A 19861-nucleotide genomic window follows, 5' to 3' on the forward strand; every position below is an offset into this window, starting at 1 on the left:
AATGATTACACTGACTACTGAATATTATTTCGCCAGTACCGGCGATAAGCTGGCGATGTATGCCAGCGACCCGGAGGATAATAACTGCGAGCATAGCCACGAGTTTGATGAACTGGTGATTGTGGAGCATGGCCACGGTCTGCATGTTATTAATGGTCGCCCGTTGTATATTCAACAAGGGGACGTTTTTTACGTCAAATCTGGCGATTTTCATTTTTACGATGAGCTGGGAACCCTTAAGCTGATTAATATTTTGATCAATCCGCAGGTGCCGTTCCAATATTTGCAGCAGATTGACACGCTGCTGGGGCAGTTTTCAGCGCAGCAGGCCAGCTGTTACGGCTGGCTGTCGCCGGAGACGCGTATGGCGTGTAAAGAGATGATTGCACAGATCTTTCTGCCAGAGATGCGGGAAGCGGAAAATCAGGCGTTACGCGAAGCGCGTTTTTTTCAGCTGGTCACTACGCTGCAATACGCGCAAACGCAGGCGGAATACAGCTCGACCAAATATAAACTGCATAAGCTATTAACCTGGCTACAAGAACACTGTTTTGAAGACCATAACTGGCAACAGCTTGCCGAGCGCTTCCATTTAACGACCCGCACCGCGTTTCGTCATATTAAAGAGGCGACGGGATTAACGCCGGATAACTATTTAAAACGGCTGCGGTTGGTTTCAGCACGGGTTAAATTACGTGAAACGGAAATGTCGGTGACCGAAATTGCCTATTTATGCGGCTTTGCTAACAGCAATCATTTCACCACACTGTATAAAAAGGTCTTTGGAATTACGCCGAGTGAAGAGCGGCGGCAGAAAGGATGAGAGATGAGTAAATCAGACAATCAGGCCGAGCGCGATGCGGGATATCGCCGCGTCCGGCTGGAAGATATTGCGACCCGTTGTCGCACTTCGCTCAGTACGGTGTCACGGGCGCTCTCCGGTGAAAAAGGGGTCAGCCATGAACTGCGTACGCGTATTCAGGAAGTGGCGCGGGCGATGCGTTACACACCGGCTCAGGAGCTGGGTGGCGCGCGCATTGTGCTGGCCATTTCGCAGGTAGCGATGCTCGATTATAACCGCTACCAGTTCAGCTGGTATGTTCTGCAAGGCTTGAAGGAACGGGCGAAAGTGCTGGGCGTTGATCTCACCACCCATCCGCTCAACGATAATGATAACGGCGCCCTGCAAGCCCTGCTGGAAGAACCGGACGTCGGGGGCGTACTGGCGCTGACGGTGGATGACAGCGGCTTTCTCAATACGGTGGTGAACCTGAAAAAACCGGCGGTGTTGGTGAACACCGAAGATCCGCTGATGCGCTTATCCAGCGTGCTGCCGTGTAACCGTTCTGCCACGCGCATGGCCTGTGAATACCTGCTGGATCGCGGCCATCGCGATATTCTGTTTTTAACGCACCCGGGCCGCCGAACGATTGAACAGCGTGAAGACGGCTGGCGAGACGCGATGCGCTGCCGTCAACTGCAGTGCGACGATTCACGTATTCTGACGGTCACCGACTGGCTGCCGGAACTGGCGGAGCAGGCGGTGATTGCGCGTTTTCGCGATAATCCGCGGGAGTGCACGGCAATACTTTGTGCGAATGATTCGCTGGCGCTCGGGGCGATCAATGGCGTGCGGGCCTTAGGGCTGCGCGTGCCGGAAGATATTTCGGTGATCGGGATGAATAACCTGCCGCAGGCGGAGTTTGCCATGCCGCCGTTGACCACCGTACATTTGCCGGTACAGGAAATTGGCACGCTGGCGCTGGAGCTGTTGCAGGATATGATTGCAGGAAGTGTGGAAATACCGCGACGAATTGAGCTGGCGTGCGCCATCGTTGAGCGTCAATCGGTGGCCCGTATCGCCTGATACGGGCCAGCCGGAGAGGAGCGGGTTACTCGAATTTAGCCCGTTCCATTTTCGGCACTAACAGCAGATACATCACTGCCCATGCCAGCAGGTAAGCGACAGAACTGATGGCGAACAGCGCCCAGTAGTTGCCAGAAGCTTCCAGCACGGCGCCAATGACCGTAGAGAAGATAACGCTGCCGATCATCCCGAAGGTGCTGCCGATCCCGACGACGGAGCCGACGGCGGCGCTTGGGAACAGGTCAGATACCGAAGTCAGAATGTTGGCGGACCAACCCTGGTGTGCTGCCGCCGCTAAACCGACCAGCGCGACGGCGGCCCACAGATTTTCGACCTGAGTGGCGGCGAAAATCGGCAGTACCAGACAGGCGCAAATCAGCATGGTGATTTTACGTGCGCGGGCGGTGCTAAAGCCTTTGCTCATCAACTTACCGGGTAACCAGCCCGCGCCCAGACTGCCGACGATCGCGAACAGATAAATGACAATCAGCGGCAGACCCAGACCTTCCATGTTGATACCGCGTGACTCGTTGAGCCACTTCGGCAGCCAGAACAGGAAGAACCACCAGATGGGGTCGGTCAACATTTTGCCTAATGCGACGGCCCACAGTTGACGGTAGCCCAGCAGACGTGTCCATTTGATCGCGGAAACGCTGACGGTTTCTTCTTTATCCTGGGCAATCCACGCTTGCTCTTCGGCGCTGGCTTTCGCTTTCACCGGACCAAAGGCGATAAACCACGGAATCAGCCACAGGAAGCCGACGGCGCCAAGAATTAAGAATGCGCCGTGCCAGCCGTAATGCACCGCGATAAGCGGGATCAACGCCGGCGAGATAACCACGCCGATATTGACCGCAACCCCGAGAATACCGGTGGCCAGCGTACGTTCTTTCTTGGGATGCCACTCGGCAATCACCTTCATCGCGGCCGGGAAGTTAGCCGATTCACCGAGACCCAGCAGCACGCGAACCAGCGCAAAACCGGCGACCGAACCGACGACCGCGTGCGCCATTGCCGCGGCGCTCCAGACTACCATCGCCACCGCATAGCTGATTTTGGTCCCCAGTTTGTCGATAATGCGCCCGCACACCAGCGTGCCGACGCCGTAGGCGACGGTAAACGCATTGACCAACCAGCTGTACTCCATCTGCGTCCAGCCGATATCTTTTTGCAGCATCGGCGCCAGCAGGCCGAGAATTTGACGGTCCATGTAGTTAACCGTCGTCGCAAATACCAGCATGGAACACACCACCCAGCGATAGTTGCTTTTCGGTTTCGCCACTTCGCGAGCGGGGTTGTGCAGCGTATTCGGATTAACGTCACCAGAGGTCTGCCCGGCAGGCGCAGATGGTTTATCTATTTGCGTATCCATTATTATTTTCCTTGCCCGGTCTCTGCCGGGCGTTGGTTACAGAGGAAGTTCACTGCTACTGCCTGCAACGGTCCACTGCCGTGGGTCAAGCGTGCGGTTTTCGGCGCTCACTCGGCCATCGGCCAGGAAACGCACCGTGCCGTACAGCGGATCGTTGACTTCGATACTGCCGTCGTCATGTTGCGTCATGGTCAGATCGTTAAAGCGCGCGCTGAAAGTCTCCAGGTCGCTGTCGACCCGATCGTTGATGCGAACCAGCCAGCAGGTTTGTTGCCCATTAAGGCGAATTTCACAGCCGCGGGTTGGGCCCGTATTCACCGTTTCGAACGCCTGATTGCCCAGCAGCAGCGCCATGCCGTCGCCGCTACGTACGGCAGCGCGCTGGCCGCTGATAGCGACTTCATCGAACTGGCTTTGCGGCAGCCATGCATGCGTAAACGGCGGTTGATCGGCATGCAGATTGAACGTCAGTACGGCCAGCCCGCGATATTGCTGAACGCGAGGCAGCGTGCCGCATCCACCCCAGTAAGAAGGGCGACCGAAACCGCCGTGCAGGGTTTCACCGGGGTGGTTAATCCAGATCTGCGCTTCGGGTTGGTTGCCAAGACGCAAATGGAAAGGCGTCTCCTGATAACCCCATTCACCCCAGCGGTAGCCGGCAATTGAGCCCATCACCGCATGGCGGTTTTTGTAGTGATAGAGTTTGGCAATCCGGTTGGCCCCCTGAGCAAAGCACCACTCAATGGCGCTCTCTTTTTGCCATGCAGCCACCTCCGCCAGTTCTGCCGGCAGGGTGAGCAGGCCATCGCGCAGCAGCAGGGCGAGTTGCGGCAGGGCATGGAAACGGCAGCCGTAGTTGCCTTTACCCCAGAGCAGACGCGATATCGCCGCCAGCTCCAGAGAGCGCCCGGCGCGAAGGGTATGTTCGTAAGAACGCCCCTGCGACGCGGTCAGGAATCCCTGGTGAGCGGAACGGGCAATCTGTGCCAGCAAACGGGTGATCGCCGCAATGGCGCGTTGGCTGATTTGCTCGTCGCCCGACAGGGCTGCCAGCGCGGTGAGCCCTTTCAGGTCGATCGGGAAATAAGGTACCGAGTTCCATTCGGCCATTTCACACTGCTCGAAATGATCCAGCCAGCTGATGACGCGAGCCTTACCTGCCGCCGCCTGTTCGCGACCGCTGCGCCCGGAGCGGGTGAAAATGGCATCCGGGAAGAGGTTGCCTGCCAGCAGCGCGGCGGTGTGGAACAGCAGCGCGTGGTTCTCAGAGAAGTACCACTGAACATCGTTGCCCGGTTCGTCCATCCAGTAACGGAAGCGCAGAATGGCATCATCGATGCGCCCGCGAACCGCGGGATCGATCTTGTCGCCCCACACGGTGCGACACCACAGCAACGGCACCAGCGTAAAGTCAGCGCAATCATGGCAGTCGAGTACCGACGGCAGAACGCCATCCAGCATCTGCTGAGTTTGCTCATCGTTGAGACCGCAGGCCAGGCGCGCCAGCGCTTTAACGCTGCTGTATTCACCTTCCTGAGCGACGACGTTCAACGCTTCCGCAATGCGCGCTTCCTGGGTTTGCGGGATCGCCGTCTGGCGGTCGGCGTGGCAGATTTCGACGCCGAGGGTGCGGCTTATCCTGAAACCTTCGCGTTGCAGCGTAATGTGGAAATTACGGAAGTCAGCCGGGATGTCTTCACTTTCCGCAATGGCGACCAGCGACTCGCCGGCGGGCAGACGGCTGTCCAGCGCGACCGGTTCATCGAGAGAGATAAAATCGCCCAGCACATTGACGTGCAGGTCATAGTCCGTCGATGCCGGCTGAGGAAATACCAGACGAATGGTGCCGCGGTTATACACCGGATGCTCAAAGGATGCGCCGTCAAGCAGCAGCTCCATCTCCTTGACCTGCGCGTCGACCAGCGGGGTTTCCAGTGCTACCTGCAGCGGTTCGCCGGCAAGGTAGTCGAGCTGGAAAAAGAAGCGAATATCGCGTTCGGCTAAGTCATCAAACCACAGCTCCAGCTCATTTTTCCCCGCTTTCAGCGAAAGGGTGAATTCGCGCTGGTTTTCCAGGTTGCGCTGATAATCCGCCATCCAGAGCACTTCTTCGCCGTTCAGCTTGAGCAATGCGCCGCCGCAGGTCGCCAGACGGAAACGATACTCACCCGCCTGTGGGCAGTCGAGCTGCGTTCTGGCCCAGGCGCCAACGCGGGTTGGCCGGAACCAAAAGCCCGAGAGATCGACTCTGTCAGAGGCAAACGGGAACCACCAACGCGTGTAGCTTGCACTGGCGAACGGCTGCGGCTTTTTCTCGGCAAAGTGCTGGCGAAAATCATCGCGGCACGGATAGGTGTGAGGAATAAAGTTTTTATGTTTGCTTAAAAAGAAAAACGGATCCATTTCGCCTGCCATCGGTGAATCCACCGTGTCATAGCGCAAACTTGTAATATCAGATAGCTGCCAGTAGCGCACGGCGTTTCCCGCCGTTAAATTAAAATTACTATATTCAATAGCCATTTTTTTCTCCCAAAGAGAAGAGTCGTATTTTATTTGTTATCCGCCAGGCGCAAACCTTCACTCAGGCATAATATTGCCAACGCTTGCCCATAGCCGGTTGGTTGTAATGGAATGTCTTTATAAAATTGCAGGGTTCGCCCCATTCGCGTGCCATAAGAAACATTATGAACAGTTCCTTCAGCATCAATATTATCCTGAACAATCGCCAGCGCTTTCATTCCTGCCTCTAACCAGCGTTCGTCGCCAATTCCCAGGCGTGCGCCTTTTAATAAGCCGTAGCCAAAACCGGCGGTTGCGGAAATTTCGATGTAAGAATCGGGATGATCCAGCAGGGTATGCCAGGCGCCGTTATCCGCCTGCAGGTCAATCAACGTATTCACCTGTTTTTTCAGGCACTCGATCAGGTATTCGCGCACGCCTGCGCCCACGTCTGCCAGTTCCAGCAGCTCAAGGATACCAACGGTAATCCACGCGTTACCGCGCGCCCAGCGGGCTTTGGCAAAGTTGCTGTTCTCAACAAAGCTCCAGCCGTGGTACCACAAACCGGTTTGCGGATCGTTAAGATAGCGCGCATGCAGCAGGAACTGACGCACCGCCTCATCAACCAACTCCTGACGCCCGGAAACCGTACCGTAGTGCGCGAGGAATAGCACCACCATAAACAGCGTGTCGTCCCAGATCTCCATTTCGTTAATACCGTCGGAAACCACATGCTGGAAGCCTTGCTCCGGGGTGCGCGGAAGCTCAGTCATCACGCGGTTTGCCCAGTTATCCAGCACCTGCTGGTAGTGCGGCTGACGGTGATGGGACCAGAACAGCGAGAGGGGCAGCATCGGCGCGGTGGTATTTACGTTGAGGCTCGGCAGACCTTTTTCGATATTTCCCTGAAACCACTGGTCGATAATTTGATATAGATCATCAGACTTTGTGTTTTCCCATAAACGTACCAGTCCAAATAGCCCAACGCCCTGCGGCCATTCCCAACTGGAGAATGAAATATAATCTCCGGCGCTCCCGTCAAGATTGGGTTCATTAAAACGCCCATTATCTTTTAATTCAGTAAAGCCGCGCAGGAGTAAATCAATATTTTTATTCAGTGAACGCTTTTCCATTTTTATTCTCAGTCTACGTGTAAAGAAGATTTGGCAATAAGGATTAAATCACTACGCATTTCATATGCGCAATACGAAAAATTTTTGCGTTCATATTCTGTGAGCATTGCCGATATTTTATTGGTCTACGCAGAGGTTTTTTTGCGCGAAATAGAGGAGGGAATTGTTGATAAAACAAAGAGTTGTTGGAACAGTGTTTCATTCCTGCTAAGGAGACTGCACAAATTTTTTGCGCAGTCTTCAAAAAAGGCCTTATTGCGCGTCAATGAGCGGCACGCGGATCTGTTTACCGCTGGCGACAAAGGTGCCTGCGCCAAGATGATGTAGCGTATTGCGCTTATCATCGTCGAACTGCCAACGTCCGGCGACGAACGCCCGTTCATCAGCAGCAGCGGACACCACCTCGCCAAACAGAGTGTCATAGTGTGATGCCGCTGCGGTGGCGGGCAGCAGTCGGCACTCCATCCATGCCAGGCATTTTTCTTCTATCACCGGCAATCCAAGCACCGGTCCGTTGATTGTCGGAATACCGTAGGCATTGAATTTATCCTCTTCGCGCCCGCTGATGCTGCCAACCGCATAGGTCCAGTTGGCGGCGGCAACGCTCGGCACCACAATGCCAAAGGTGCCATTACGTTCAATAATTTCCCGTGACCAGGCATTTTTATCCACCACAATGGCGATACGCGGCGGTTCGAATTCAACCGGCATAGACCAGGCCGCGGCCATCACGTTGCGGCGCTTCGTTTCATCGTCATAGCTGGTTATCAGAATGGTTGGGCCATGGTTAAGTAAACGGCTGGCGTGGTGAAGTTCGACGGGGCGAAAACGGCTCATAGAGGTTCCTCTGAGAATGAAGGTATGCAGCTTTCACACTAATTGGTGTGAAAAGCGTAAGCAATATACAGAATAAAGTGGGGCGCTTGACGTTGTACACGCCGCCTCAACCGATCGCACAAAACAATCATTCTTAAGCGCAAAATAAGCTATAAAAGACGGAAACCTCATGCTGGAGCCATTGATGACCCCTTTTTTAAACGCCTATTTTGCTCGTCTGGGTTGGACGGGCACTCCCGACGTCTCGGTGGAAACGCTGCGTAGTTTGCATATCCATCACAACAGCGCAATTCCCTTTGAGAATCTCGACGTACTCCTGCCACGCGAGATGCATCTTGACGACCAGGCGCTGGAAGACAAGCTGGTTAACGCCCGTCGTGGCGGCTACTGCTTTGAACAGAATGGCCTGTTTGAACGCGTGCTGCGGGAGATTGGCTTTCACGTGCGTAGCCTGCTGGGGCGGGTTGTGCTGGCGCATCCGCCGCAGATGCCGCCGCGTACCCATCGCCTGCTGCTGGTCGAGGTCGACGGAGAGCGCTGGATTGCCGACGTTGGTTTTGGCGGCCAGACGCTGACCGCGCCGATCAAGCTGCTGGCGGATATTGTGCAATCGACCCCGCACGGTGATTACCGTTTACTGTATGAAAATCAGGAGTGGATCCTGCAATACAGCCATCACGATCACTGGCAGTCGATGTATCACTTTGATTTGGGCCGTCAGTACGCTTCTGACTATGTGATGGGCAACTTCTGGTCGGCGCACTGGCCGCAGTCGCATTTCCGTCATCACCTGCTGATGTGCCGCCATCTGCCGGACGGCGGCAAGATGACGTTGACCAACTTTCACTTTACCCATTGGGATAAAAACCACGTGGTCGAGAAGGTGGATTTCCCGGACGTGCCCGCGCTGTATGAAGCGCTACAAACCCGCTTTGGACTTGGCGTCACCGATCCGAAATATGGTTTTAGCGTCAGCGAACTGGCGGCGGTGATGGCGGCATTCGACACCCATCCGGAAGCCGGTAAATAACAGGTAGCCCGGCCGAGGGATAGCCGACGCCGGGGTAAACCCTCAGGGATGAATGATCATGGCATTAACGCTTTGTGTTTTACTGGAAAATCATCTCGCCAGCGATGCCGACAGTCGGTTACGGAACCGAGCCGGATTAAGCCTGTTGTTGCAGGATGAAACCACCTCTGTTTTATTCGACACTGGCCCGGATGACAGTTTCCTTCACAATGCTGCTCTGATGGGCGTTTCTCTTGATAACCTCACGGCGACGGTGCTTTCGCATGGTCATTACGATCATTGCGGCGGCGTTCCCTGGCTGCCGGACAATAGTCGCATCATCTGCCACCCGACAATTGGGCAGGAGCGCTTTGCCGCGGTGAACGTTGCGGGGCGCAGCCATAAAATCAAAAAACTCTCGCTGGATATTGATTACACCCGTCATCACATGGAGTACACCTGCACACCGTTGCCGATTAGCGAACGTTTTATCTGGTCCGGTGAGATTGCTGTCGATCACCCCCGAGCCTATGGCGTGGCCGCGGGTAAAACGGATTATGTGATTGATGAAGGGGTACTGATCTACTTGTCGGAACGCGGGCTGGTGATTATTACCGGCTGCGGACATCGTGGAATCATTAACATTGTCCAGCACTGTCAGAAAATTACCGGGATAAACCGCGTTCATGCGCTGATTGGCGGCTTTCATTTGCGCTGCGCCTCTCCGCGTACGCTTTGGCAGAGCAGGCAGTTTCTCCAGCAGTTAAAGCCCGATAAAATCATGGGTTGCCACTGCACTGGCGCGTGGGGAAAACTGTGGTTACCGGAGGTTATCTCCCCGGCGACCGGAGATACGTTTGTGTTTGAATAGCTGTGTTCGCGACATTGTTCTGGTCGAGTGATGGAGGGGAGCGTGCATCTTTTTATGATTGGCCCTGGCGGGGTGGGGAAAAGCACCGTCGGGGAAAGACTGGCCGAACAGCTGGGCTACGCGTTTGTCGATCTTGATACGCAATTTTGCGAACGTCTGGCAAACATTCGTGATTACCTCAAGACTGACGGCTATGAAGCTTATCTTGAACAAAACTCCGCGCTGTTTGAAGCGCTATCGGTTGAGCTGCGCCATCATAATGTGGTTTTTGCGCTGTCTTCCGGTTTTCTCGCTACCGATATTCGCCCGGATATCGTTCAACGCAACCGTCAGCGCGTGCGGGAGTCCGGGCGTTCTATTTTGCTTATGCCGTCAAAGGATGTCGATGTCGCGTGTTACAGCGTCGTTGAACGTCAGCTCAAACGCGGGTTTGGGTTGTTTCGGGAAAAAGAAGCGGTGAAATTTCGCCAGCGATTTGCCGACTACATGGCGCTGGGCGATATTCAGGTTTTTGCGATGGACTCGCCGGAAATCATCGTTAACAAAATCATCGCCGCCCTGTAGCCCGGCGTTGGCTATGCCTCGGCCGGGCGTTCGCTTAGTTTAAGCCTAAGAAGTGCTGGGCGATTTTGAAGTAGATAATCAGCCCGGTGCCGTCAATCAGCGTCGCGATAAACGGCGCGGAGACCACCGCCGGGTCAATGCCGACGCGTTTGATGACCAGCGGGATCACAGAGGAAACCACGGCGCTCCAGAGGGTGACGCACACCAGCGTCAGGCTGACGATAAAGGTAATTTCCGGGCCAATTCCCATTATCCACGCCCGCAGGCAGCCTGCCGCGCCGAGGGTGATGGCGACCAGCATTGCCGTCGACATCTCTTTACGCAGGATCCGTCCCAGATCCCGAAGGCCCACTTCGCCAAGCGCCATCGCGCGCACCAGGGTGGACGTTATCTGTGTGCCGCTGTTGCCTCCGGTGCCAATCAGCAGTGGGATAAAGAACGCCAGTGCGATGGCGGATTCCAGCGCCTCTTCAAAGTGTTGGATAACGGTGCTGGTGTAAGCCTCAGCGATAAACAGCAGCAGCAGCCAGACGGCGCGTTTTTTCCACAGCGTAACCGGGCTTATCTCCAGATACGGTTTTTCCAGCGGCAGCGTCGCCCCCTGAAGCTGCGCGTCTTCGGTGATTTCATCCGCTAGCAGCTGGTCGATCTCTTTTTCATTCAGGCAGCCTATAAGCTTGCCGTTTTTAATCACCGGCAGCAGGGTCAGACGGTGCTTTTCGATCAGTTCCGCTGCCACATCGCGGGTATCGTCCGGGCCGACGTGGTATAGGGTGGTGGTCATCAACTGCGCGACCGGCTGATTATCATCGGACGCCTGGAGCAGCGTGCGTGTCGATAATATTCCGCGCAGGTTGTCGCCGGAAACCACGAATACGGAGCAGGGGAAATGGTCGTCATTTAATTGTCGCAGGAACATCTCGCGCGCTTCTTTTACGCTCAGTGGTTCCGGCAGCGAAATAAACGTTTTCGACATATAGCTTGCAATAATATCGCCCGTTACAGGGACGGTTGGGTAGTGCGGCGCAGTGGCATGAATGTAAGACATTAAAATGTTCCCTATAGAAATTCTATATAGGGCGAACAAAACAGGAAAAGCTGAGAAAAATCCCTACGTCCCGGTTTTAGCACTGAACAACGTATCTGTACGGCCTTGAGCCGTCAGAAGTTATCTTGGCAACACCTTGATTCGATGGATGCCTGTATTTCCCTGTGATGGTCTCTCTCGATACCACCAGGGCGATAACTTATGTTTATTCAGGAGCCTCGCCATAACAAGATTATTAATTACGATGCTGGGTGAATTTATATTTCCCGCGTGCTGTCAGACACTACGATAAATTCAACGAGCGTAATATAGCGCGTTATTACGCATTGTGGCGGTGAAAGATAAAGTGGTTGAGAATAGGTTTAATATTTTATTTGTGGCATAAAAAACCCGGCGTCGCGATGCTCGGCCGGGTTACAGGGTTCGAAAAGGCTATCGGCGTGAACGCACCACCTGATAACGACGGGTCAGATATTCCACCGGCGCGCTCCAGACGTGCACCAGGCGGGTGAACGGGAACAGCAGGAAGATGGTCATGCCGAGTACCAGATGCACGCGGTAGACCCAGGCTACGCCGTCCAGGTGCGCGGAGGCGCCGCCGTGGAAGGTGACCACCGCCTGCGCCCAGTCGACTAGTTTCAGCATTTCGCTGCCGTCCGGATGCTGCGCGGAGAACGGAATGGTGGTCAGGCCGAGGCAGCACTGGATCAGCAGAATGCTGAGGATCAGAATATCCGCGGTCGACGAGGTGGCGCGAATACGTGGGTTAAACAGACGGCGAATCAGCAAGCCAGCGCCGCCGACCAACGTCATCACCCCACAGGCACCGCCGAGAATCATCGCCATCAGCTGTTTTTGCGACAGCGGCAGCCAGGATTCATACACCCAGTGCGGGGTCAGCATGCCGAAGAAGTGGCCGAAGAAGATGCCGAGGATGCCGACATGGAACAGGTTTGACCAAATCACCATTCCGCGTTTGTCGAGCATCTGGCTGGAGGAGGCGCGCCAGGTGTACTGGCCATAATCGTAGCGCAGCCAACTGCCCAGCAGGAACACCGTGCCGCAGAGATAAGGGTAGATGTCGTAAAAAAAGACGTTAAGGTACTGTATCATTTCGGGCCTCCCATACGGACGTCCACATACTGTGGCGCCACGTCCTGGCTAAAGCGTCGTTGATAGCTCTGCAGCGGAGAACTGTCGCAGGCGGTGGCGTTATCTTCGATAAACTTCACCTGTTCCTCTTCCCAGACCGCATCCAGCGCCTGGCGGGTATCGTCTCGCGCTTCGCCCGCCACCTGTTTTGTGACACTGTCACTTGATAGTGAGGTATTGGCCAGCGTCAGCAGGGTATCGAACAGCTGATACCACGGCGCCTGACGCTGTTTCAGCCGACCGCCAATCAGCGCCAGAATCGGCGCCACGTTTTGCAGGCCTTCCTGTGCCTGAGCCTGCGGCAGAATGCTGAGGTACTCCAGATAGAGCGGCAGATAGTCAGGCAGCTCGCGGCAGTTGAGCTGTAGACCCACCTGTTCATACTGCGCCATCAGCTCAACCATCGCCTGGCCGCGGTCACGCGATTCGGCATGAACATGCTCGAACAGCAGCAGCGAGGTCGCACGCCCGCGCTCAAAAATCTCACACCACTCGGCCTGCTTATCGAGCAGCGAGACCGCCAGATGCTGCTCCAGGAACGGGCGCAGCGCCGGGGCATCGCTGTCAATCAGGGCAAAAAGCTCGTCCTTGTTGTCCCAACTGAGTTCATCGGGGTACTCCAGCAGCAGCCCGATGATTTTCAGGATCCGCATTAGTCTTTCTCCCCGATGTTAATGGCGTCGATACGGTGGCTGTTAAACAGGTTGAACTTGGTGTCTGACCCGTGGCAGCCGTCGCCGAAGGTGAAGCCGCAGCCGTTGCGTTCCGGGAAGGCGTCTTCCGCCATTTCACGGTGGCTGGTGGGGATCACGAAGCGATCTTCGTAGTTGGCGATCGCCAGGTAGCGATACATCTCTTCGACCTGTTCCACGCTGAGGCCCACTTCCTCAATGGCGCGGGTGTCGGTCACGCCTTCTACGGTCTGCGAACGCTTATAGTGGCGCATCGCCATCATACGTTTCAGGGCGCGCAGTACCGGGCCGGTATCGCCGGCGCTGAGCATATTCGCCAGGTACTGCACCGGAATGCGCAGGCTTTCCACCGCGGGCAGGATGCTATCGGTTTTCGGCAGGCCGCCCGCGTCGGCGACCGACTGAATCGGTGACAACGGCGGGACGTACCAGACCATCGGCAGCGTGCGATACTCCGGATGCAGCGGCAGCGCCAGCTTCCAGTCCATCGCCATTTTGTAGACCGGCGAACGCTGGGCGGCATCAATCGTGTTCTGAGTGATCCCCTGTTTCAGGGCTTCCTCAATGACGGCCGGATCATTCGGGTCGAGGAACACGTCGCACTGGCGCTCGTAAAGATCGGTCTCTTTCTCGGTGCTGGCCGCTTCTTCAATGCGGTCTGCGTCGTACAACAGCACACCGAGGTAGCGGATACGGCCGACGCAGGTTTCCGAGCACACGGTCGGCTGGCCGGACTCAATACGCGGATAACAGAAGATGCATTTTTCTGATTTACCGCTTTTCCAGTTGAAGTAGATTTTTTTGTACGGGCAACCGCTGACGCACATGCGCCAGCCGCGGCACTTGTCCTGGTCAATCAGGACAATGCCGTCTTCTTCACGCTTGTAGATAGCGCCGCTCGGGCAGGTGGCGACACAGCTTGGGTTGAGGCAGTGTTCGCACAGGCGCGGCAGGTACATCATGAAGGTATTTTCGAACTGGCCGTACATCTCCTTTTGCATTTCCTGGAAGTTGTGGTCGTGGGCGCGTTTTTCGAATTCGCCGCCGAGCAGTTCCTCCCAGTTCGGCCCCCATTCAATCTTGTTCATCCGCTGGCCGCTGATCAGCGATCGTGGGCGGGCGGTCGGCAGGTTTTTGCCTTCCGGCGCGTTATGCAGATGCTGATAATCGTAGGTGAACGGCTCATAGTAGTCGTCGATGCCCGGGATCAGCGGGTTAGCGAAGATTTTTGCCAGCACGCCGACGCGTCCGCCCATGCGCGGCGTCAGTTTACCGCTGATGCCGCGTACCCAGCCGCCTTGCCATTTTTCCTGGTTTTCCCAGTCTTTCGGGAAACCGATGCCAGGCTTGGTTTCGACGTTGTTGAACCACGCATACTCCATGCCTTCGCGGCTGCTCCAGACGTTCTTACAGGTCACTGAGCAGGTGTGGCAGCCAATGCATTTATCGAGGTTTAACACCATCCCAACCTGTGAGCGAATCTTCATTTTGCCGCCTCCTGTACCTGATCATTGCCTTCATCATCCAGCCAATTAATGTTTTTCATTTTGCGAATCATAATGAACTCATCACGGTTCGAACCGACCGTTCCGTAGTAGTTAAAGCCCCAGGCCAGTTGTGCATAGCCGCCGATCATATGGGTGGGTTTCGGGCAAATACGGGTTACCGAGTTGTGGATCCCGCCGCGCCGCCCGGTCACTTCCGAGCCGGGAATATTCATCAGGCGCTCCTGGGCGTGGTACATCATGGTCATGCCCGGCGGCACGCGCTGGCTGACCACCGCACGGGCGGTGAGCGCGCCGTTGGCGTTAAACGCCTCAATCCAGTCGTTATCGGCAATGCCCAGCTCTTTGGCGTCGGTTTCACTCAGCCAGACGATTGGCCCGCCGCGCGACAGCGTCAGCATCAGCAGGTTTTCGCTGTAGGTGGAGTGGATGCCCCATTTCTGGTGTGGCGTCAGGAAGTTGAGTGCTTTTTCCGGGAACCCATTCGGCGGAATAGCGTTCATCTGGCTCACGCTGCGGGTGTCAATCGGCGGTCGATAGGCCACGAGACTTTCACCGAAGTCGCGCATCCACGGGTGATCCTGATACAGCGACTGACGCCCGGAGACGGTGCGCCACGGGATCAGTTCGTGAACGTTGGTATAGCCCGCATTGTAAGAGACATGCTCGTCTTCCAGACCAGACCAGGTGGGGCTGGAGATAATCTTGCGCGGTTGCGCCTGAATATCGCGGAAGCGGATTTTTTCGTCCTCTTTGTTGGTTGCCAGGTGGGTGTGGTCGCGGCCGGTAAATTCACTCAGCGCCAGCCAGGCCTTCACCGCAACCTGCCCGTTGGTTTCCGGGGCGAGGGCGAGGATCACTTCTGAAGCGTCAATTGCCGTCTCGATACAGGGGCGGCCTTTCGCCGGCCCCTGCTGCTTGACGTAGTTAAGCTTGCCGAGGAAGTCGACCTCGGTTTGCGTTTTCCAGCCGATGCCTTTGCCGCCGTTACCTAGCTTGTCCATCAACGGGCCGAGCGAGGTAAAGCGTTCGTAGGTGGCCGGATAATCGCGCTCCACGGCGACAATATTTGGCGCGGTCTTACCCGGAATGAGATCGCATTCGCCTTTGCGCCAGTCCTGAATCGCGAACGGCTGCGCCAGTTCGGCGGGGGAGTCGTGCTGTAGGGGTTGCAGTACTACGTCGGTTTCCGTACCCAGATGTCCCTGGCAGATTTCGGAGAACGATTTGGCGATGCCTTTGTAGATTTCCCAGTCGCTTTTCGATTCCCACGCCGGATCCACGGCGGCAGAGAGCGGGTGGATAAACGGGTGCATATCCGAGGTGTTCATATCGTCTTTTTCGTACCAGGTGGCGGTTGGCAGGACGATATCGGAGAACAAACAGGTGCTGGACATGCGGAAATCGAGGGTCACCAGCAGATCGAGTTTGCCTTCAATCGCGGCGGTCTGCCATTCCACTTCTTCCGGTTTCACGTCTTCTGCGGAGCCAAATTCCTCACTCTGAATACCGCTATCTGCCCCCAGTAGGTACTTCAGCATATATTCATGACCTTTACCGGAGGAGCCCAGCAGGTTTGAGCGCCAGATAAACATATTGCGCGGGTGGTTCTTCCCGCTGTCCGGCTGCTCGCAGGCCATGCGGATCTCTCCGGACTTCAGCCCTTGTATGGTATAGTCCTGCGGCGTCATCCCGGCCGCGTCGGCTTTCGCTTTCAGTGACAGCGGATTGAGATTGAGCTGCGGGGCGGAGGGCAGCCAGCCCATGCGCTCGGCGCGCACGTTAAAGTCGATCAGGTGACCGCTATATTTCGTCGGGTCGGCCAGCGGTGAGAGCAGCTCCTTCGCGGTCAGCTTCTCGTAGCGCCACTGGCTGGCGTGATTGTAGAAATAAGAGGTGCTGTTCATCTGGCGCGGTGGACGGTTCCAGTCCAGCGCGAAGGCCAGCGGCAGCCAGCCGGTTTGCGGCCGCAGTTTCTCCTGGCCGACGTAGTGCGCCCAGCCGCCGCCGCTTTTGCCAATACAGCCACAGAACACCAGCATGTTGATCATGCCGCGGTAGTTCATGTCCATGTGGTACCAGTGGTTCACCCCGGCACCGAGAATAATCATCGAACGGCCATGGGTTTTATGCGCCGTATCGGCGAATTCGAGGGCGATTTTTTCGATGTTCTGCCGCGACACGCCGGTGATCTGTTCGGCCCAGGCAGGGGTATAGGCTTTCAGTTCGTCAAAGCTTTTGGCCGCCAGATTGTCGTCCAGGCCGCGATCGAGCCCGTAGTTGGCCAGCGTCAGGTCATAAACACTGACCACCAGGCGACGGCTGCCGTCGGCGAGGGTGAGCTCTTTTGCTGGCAGTTTGCGCACCAGGATGGGATCCTGTTTCACGCTGCGGAAGTGCGGGTTTTCGTTGCCGCCAAAGTAGGGGAAGGCCACGCCCGCCACCGTGTCGCGATTATCGAGCAGAGAAAGCGTCAGCTCGGTCTCTTTACCGGATGCCTGTGATTCGAGGTTCCATTTCCCTTTTTCACCCCAGCGGAAGCCGATGGACCCGTTTGGTACCACCAGTTCGCCATCGCTGTTGTAGGCAACGGTTTTCCACTCCGGGTTATTGCTCTCGCCAAGGCCATCGACCAGGTCGGCGGCGCGCAGCATTCGGCCCGCGACGTATGAACCATCTTCCCGGCTATCGAGCATCACCAGCATCGGCATGTCGGTATAGCGGCGGCAGTAGTTGATAAAATAATCGCTCGGATTATCCAGGTGGAATGCTTTGAGGATCACGTGCCCCATCGCCATCGCCAGCGCGCTGTCGGTACCCTGTTTCGGCGCCAGCCACTGATCGCTGAGTTTGGCCACTTCCGAGAAGTCAGGGGTAATGGCGATGGTTTTGGTTCCCTTGTAGCGTACTTCGGTGAAGAAGTGGGCGTCCGGGGTGCGAGTTTGTGGGACGTTAGAGCCCCAGGCGATGATATAGCTGGAGTTGTACCAGTCGGCAGACTCCGGCACGTCGGTCTGCTCGCCCCAGGTCATCGGCGAGGCCGGCGGCAGGTCGCAGTACCAGTCGTAGAAGCTCAGGCAGGTTCCGCCGATCAGCGACAGGTAGCGCGTCCCCGCGGCATAAGAGACCATCGACATCGCCGGAATGGGCGAGAAGCCCGCCACGCGGTCGGGGCCGTAGTTTTTGATAGTCCAGACGTTAGCGGCAGCGATCAGCTGGTTCAGCTCTTTCCACGACGAACGGACAAATCCGCCTTTTCCGCGCGCCTCTTTGTAGCGACGGGTTTTCTCCGGGCTTTGCATGATGCTGTCCCAGGCCAGCACCGGATCGGTTTGCTGCGCCAGCGCCTCGCGCCACAGTTCAATCAACTTCTTGCGCGCCAGCGGATATTTCAAGCGGTTAGCGCTGTAGAGATACCAGGAGTAGCTTGCGCCGCGGGGGCAGCCTCGGGGCTCATGGTTGGGCATGTCGGGGCGGGTTCGCGGGTAGTCGGTTTGCTGGGTTTCCCAGGTCACCAGGCCATTTTTGACATAAATCTTCCAACTGCATGAGCCTGTACAGTTCACACCGTGCGTCGAGCGGACGATTTTGTCGAACTGCCAGCGCTGACGGTAGCTATCCTCCCAATCACGGTTATTGTCATAGACCTGTCCGTGACCATTGGCAAAGGTCTCGCCTTTCTGCTTAAAGTAGCGAAAGCGATCCAGTAGTTTGCTCATGACATTTTCTCCTGACGGGGGATTGCGCCCCCGTGGTTACACTGCTCACATTTTTATGTTTATTTGGACGTCGGTTTGCGGCGGCCATAGACCAACCAGGTCACCAGTACGCAGACGACGTAAAAGACAAAGAACACTTTCATGGCGCCAACCGGCGAACCGGTCATGGCGAGCGAGGTGCCGAACGCTTTCGGAATGAAAAAGCCGCCGATCGCGCCAATGGCGGAGATAAACCCCAGGGCGGCGGCGGTGTCGGTCACCGCTTCATGTTGGGCCTGCTCGTCGGTGCCGCCCCGCTTTTTCACGCTGTCGATGGTGATTTGACGGAAGATGACGGCGATCATCTGGAAAGTTGAACCGCTGCCCAGACCGGCGGTGAGGAACAGCCCCATAAACACCACGTAGAAGGCAAGGAAGCTGCCGGAACCGCTGCCCGGTAAGGTCAGGAACAGCAGGCCGGAGAACAGCGCCATCAGAATGAAGTTCACCAGCGTGACCTTGACGCCGCCAAGTCGGTCGGAGATCACCCCGCCAAACGAACGCGCCAGCGCGCCGATAAACGGCCCGAAGAAGGCGAGTTTGAGGATGTTAACGTCGGGGAACTGGGTTTTTGCCAGCATGGCAAACCCTGCCGAGAAACCGATAAACGAGCCGAAGGTGGCGAGATAAAGCAGGCTCAGCAGCCACATATGTGGACGTTTGAGTACCGGCAGCTGTTCGCGCACCGAGGCTTTGGAACTGGCAATATCGTTCATACCAAACCAGGCGGCGAGCGTGGCAATCACGAGGAGCGGCACCCAGATTAACGCGGCGTTGCTGAGCGCCAGCGTCGAACCGTCTTCCTGCGTGACGCCGTGAATGCCGATAAACGCAAACATGGGCAGAAAAATGACCGCCGGGGCAACCATCTGCATCACGCTAACGCCAAGGTTGCCAAGACCTCCGTTGACCCCCAGCGCGCTGCCCTGTTTGGCTTTGGGGAAGAAGAAACTGATGTTACCCATGCTCGAGGCAAAGTTAGCGCCTGCAAAACCGCACAGCAGAGCGATGATGATAAATACCCAGAACGGAGTAGCGGTGTCCTGAATGGCGATACCTAACCAAATACACGGAATAACAAGGATAACCGTGCTTAATACCGTCCAATAGCGCCCTCCAAATATAGGTACCATAAAGGAGTAGGGCACGCGCAAAATAGCACCAGAGAGAGAAGGCAGTGCGGTTAATAAAAAGAGTTGGTCAGTTGTAAAATTAAAACCGACTTTATTGAGATTGACCGCCACTGCGCTAAATAACATCCAGACGCAGAACGCGAGTAATAAGCAGGCAACGGAAATCCACAGATTTCGCCTTGCGATTGATTTACCTTTATTTTCCCAGAAGGCAGGATTTTCCGGTTTCCATTCTTTTAAAAGGTAATGATTATCTTTCTCATTGCTTGGCATAATACCCTCGATAGACACGTCATAAAAAAGAAACAAAGGAAAAACAGCGAAGTAGGTAGGAAGAGGATTATTATCGTCTGGCCGTTTTATCTCTTTATCGTTGAAGAATAGATAAAAAAAGCGCGTTGTAAGAAAACGCGCTGTGAAT

15 protein-coding genes and 1 riboswitch are annotated in these 19861 nt (G+C 55.9%); of the genes, 5 read left to right on the top strand and 10 right to left on the bottom strand.

What is annotated here, in order from left to right; genetic code table 11:
- Position 1: 1 nt before the first annotated feature.
- Complete coding sequence (locus K7B04_RS17295) at positions 2-823, top strand: helix-turn-helix domain-containing protein (protein ID WP_223802600.1); 822 nt, start codon at positions 2-4, stop codon at positions 821-823.
- 3 nt (positions 824-826) lie between these two features.
- Positions 827-1867, top strand: a complete 1041-nt coding sequence (locus K7B04_RS17300; protein ID WP_223802601.1) for a LacI family DNA-binding transcriptional regulator — start codon at positions 827-829, stop codon at positions 1865-1867.
- A gap of 25 nt (positions 1868-1892) precedes the next feature.
- Here the strand turns inward: K7B04_RS17300 and K7B04_RS17305 are convergent, their stop codons facing one another.
- The 4 genes from K7B04_RS17305 to K7B04_RS17320 all read right to left on the bottom strand — a co-directional run bounded on the left by K7B04_RS17305 (position 1893) and on the right by K7B04_RS17320 (position 7708).
- Positions 1893-3239, bottom strand: coding sequence for an MFS transporter (locus tag K7B04_RS17305; protein ID WP_191091002.1), 1347 nt, complete (start codon positions 3237-3239; stop codon positions 1893-1895).
- 36 nt (positions 3240-3275) lie between these two features.
- Positions 3276-5759, bottom strand: coding sequence for a hypothetical protein (locus tag K7B04_RS17310; RefSeq protein WP_223802602.1), 2484 nt, complete (start codon positions 5757-5759; stop codon positions 3276-3278).
- Positions 5760-5788: 29 nt separating this feature from the next.
- Positions 5789-6871 (bottom strand): glycoside hydrolase family 88 protein, encoded by a 1083-nt coding sequence (locus K7B04_RS17315; protein ID WP_223802603.1) that lies wholly within the window; start codon positions 6869-6871, stop codon positions 5789-5791.
- A 252-nt stretch (positions 6872-7123) separates the two neighbouring features.
- Positions 7124-7708, bottom strand: a complete 585-nt coding sequence (locus K7B04_RS17320; protein ID WP_163445555.1) for a flavin reductase family protein — start codon at positions 7706-7708, stop codon at positions 7124-7126.
- 184 nt (positions 7709-7892) lie between these two features.
- Here K7B04_RS17320 and nhoA point away from each other — a divergent pair, with 184 nt between their 5' ends.
- The 3 genes from nhoA to K7B04_RS17335 are packed head-to-tail and all read left to right on the top strand — an operon-like array spanning position 7893 to position 10152.
- Positions 7893-8738, top strand: a complete 846-nt coding sequence (gene nhoA / locus K7B04_RS17325) for an N-hydroxyarylamine O-acetyltransferase (protein WP_223802604.1) — start codon at positions 7893-7895, stop codon at positions 8736-8738.
- 58 nt (positions 8739-8796) lie between these two features.
- Positions 8797-9588 (top strand): MBL fold metallo-hydrolase, encoded by a 792-nt coding sequence (locus K7B04_RS17330; protein ID WP_223802605.1) that lies wholly within the window; start codon positions 8797-8799, stop codon positions 9586-9588.
- Between the two features lie 42 nt (positions 9589-9630).
- Positions 9631-10152: a shikimate kinase gene (locus K7B04_RS17335; RefSeq protein ID WP_223802606.1), complete on the top strand. Its 522-nt coding sequence runs from the start codon at positions 9631-9633 to the stop codon at positions 10150-10152.
- A gap of 34 nt (positions 10153-10186) precedes the next feature.
- On the opposite strand, the gene K7B04_RS17340 is transcribed toward K7B04_RS17335, so the two are convergent.
- From K7B04_RS17340 to K7B04_RS17365, 6 genes are all read right to left on the bottom strand, one after another.
- The gene (locus tag K7B04_RS17340; RefSeq protein ID WP_223802607.1) at positions 10187-11200 is read right to left on the bottom strand and encodes a magnesium transporter; all 1014 of its coding nucleotides are present in this window, start codon (positions 11198-11200) and stop codon (positions 10187-10189) included.
- Positions 11201-11254: 54 nt separating this feature from the next.
- Positions 11255-11438: riboswitch (M-box (ykoK) riboswitch) on the bottom strand.
- Between the two features lie 194 nt (positions 11439-11632).
- Positions 11633-12313, bottom strand: a complete 681-nt coding sequence (gene narI / locus K7B04_RS17345) for a respiratory nitrate reductase subunit gamma (RefSeq protein ID WP_064545526.1) — start codon at positions 12311-12313, stop codon at positions 11633-11635.
- A complete protein-coding gene (narW, locus tag K7B04_RS17350; RefSeq protein ID WP_065357005.1) occupies positions 12310-13005 on the bottom strand; it encodes a nitrate reductase molybdenum cofactor assembly chaperone in 696 nt (231 codons plus the stop codon). Before narW ends, narI begins: the two co-directional genes overlap by 4 nt.
- The gene (gene narH, locus K7B04_RS17355; protein ID WP_223802608.1) at positions 13005-14531 is read right to left on the bottom strand and encodes a nitrate reductase subunit beta; all 1527 of its coding nucleotides are present in this window, start codon (positions 14529-14531) and stop codon (positions 13005-13007) included. The genes narW and narH overlap by 1 nt, the downstream gene beginning before the upstream one ends.
- Positions 14528-18268: a nitrate reductase subunit alpha gene (locus K7B04_RS17360; protein ID WP_223802609.1), complete on the bottom strand. Its 3741-nt coding sequence runs from the start codon at positions 18266-18268 to the stop codon at positions 14528-14530. The genes narH and K7B04_RS17360 overlap by 4 nt, the downstream gene beginning before the upstream one ends.
- A gap of 59 nt (positions 18269-18327) precedes the next feature.
- Complete coding sequence (locus K7B04_RS17365; RefSeq protein WP_163445623.1) at positions 18328-19716, bottom strand: NarK family nitrate/nitrite MFS transporter; 1389 nt, start codon at positions 19714-19716, stop codon at positions 18328-18330.
- Positions 19717-19861: the final 145 nt, after the last annotated feature.

The sequence above is a fragment of the Kluyvera sp. CRP genome (genome assembly GCF_019930565.1).
Taxonomy (GTDB): domain Bacteria; phylum Pseudomonadota; class Gammaproteobacteria; order Enterobacterales; family Enterobacteriaceae; genus Kluyvera; species Kluyvera georgiana_A.

Coding starts and splice junctions, on each gene's coding strand:
- K7B04_RS17310 (WP_223802602.1), bottom strand. CDS start 5,759: ATGGCTATTGAATATAGTAATTTTAATTTAACGGCGGGAAACGCCGTG.
- K7B04_RS17340 (WP_223802607.1), bottom strand. CDS start 11,200: ATGTCTTACATTCATGCCACTGCGCCGCACTACCCAACCGTCCCTGTA.
- K7B04_RS17305 (WP_191091002.1), bottom strand. CDS start 3,239: ATGGATACGCAAATAGATAAACCATCTGCGCCTGCCGGGCAGACCTCT.
- nhoA (WP_223802604.1), top strand. CDS start 7,893: ATGACCCCTTTTTTAAACGCCTATTTTGCTCGTCTGGGTTGGACGGGC.
- K7B04_RS17330 (WP_223802605.1), top strand. CDS start 8,797: ATGGCATTAACGCTTTGTGTTTTACTGGAAAATCATCTCGCCAGCGAT.
- K7B04_RS17300 (WP_223802601.1), top strand. CDS start 827: ATGAGTAAATCAGACAATCAGGCCGAGCGCGATGCGGGATATCGCCGC.
- K7B04_RS17360 (WP_223802609.1), bottom strand. CDS start 18,268: ATGAGCAAACTACTGGATCGCTTTCGCTACTTTAAGCAGAAAGGCGAG.
- narW (WP_065357005.1), bottom strand. CDS start 13,005: ATGCGGATCCTGAAAATCATCGGGCTGCTGCTGGAGTACCCCGATGAA.
- K7B04_RS17295 (WP_223802600.1), top strand. CDS start 2: ATGATTACACTGACTACTGAATATTATTTCGCCAGTACCGGCGATAAG.
- narI (WP_064545526.1), bottom strand. CDS start 12,313: ATGATACAGTACCTTAACGTCTTTTTTTACGACATCTACCCTTATCTC.
- K7B04_RS17320 (WP_163445555.1), bottom strand. CDS start 7,708: ATGAGCCGTTTTCGCCCCGTCGAACTTCACCACGCCAGCCGTTTACTT.
- K7B04_RS17315 (WP_223802603.1), bottom strand. CDS start 6,871: ATGGAAAAGCGTTCACTGAATAAAAATATTGATTTACTCCTGCGCGGC.
- narH (WP_223802608.1), bottom strand. CDS start 14,531: ATGAAGATTCGCTCACAGGTTGGGATGGTGTTAAACCTCGATAAATGC.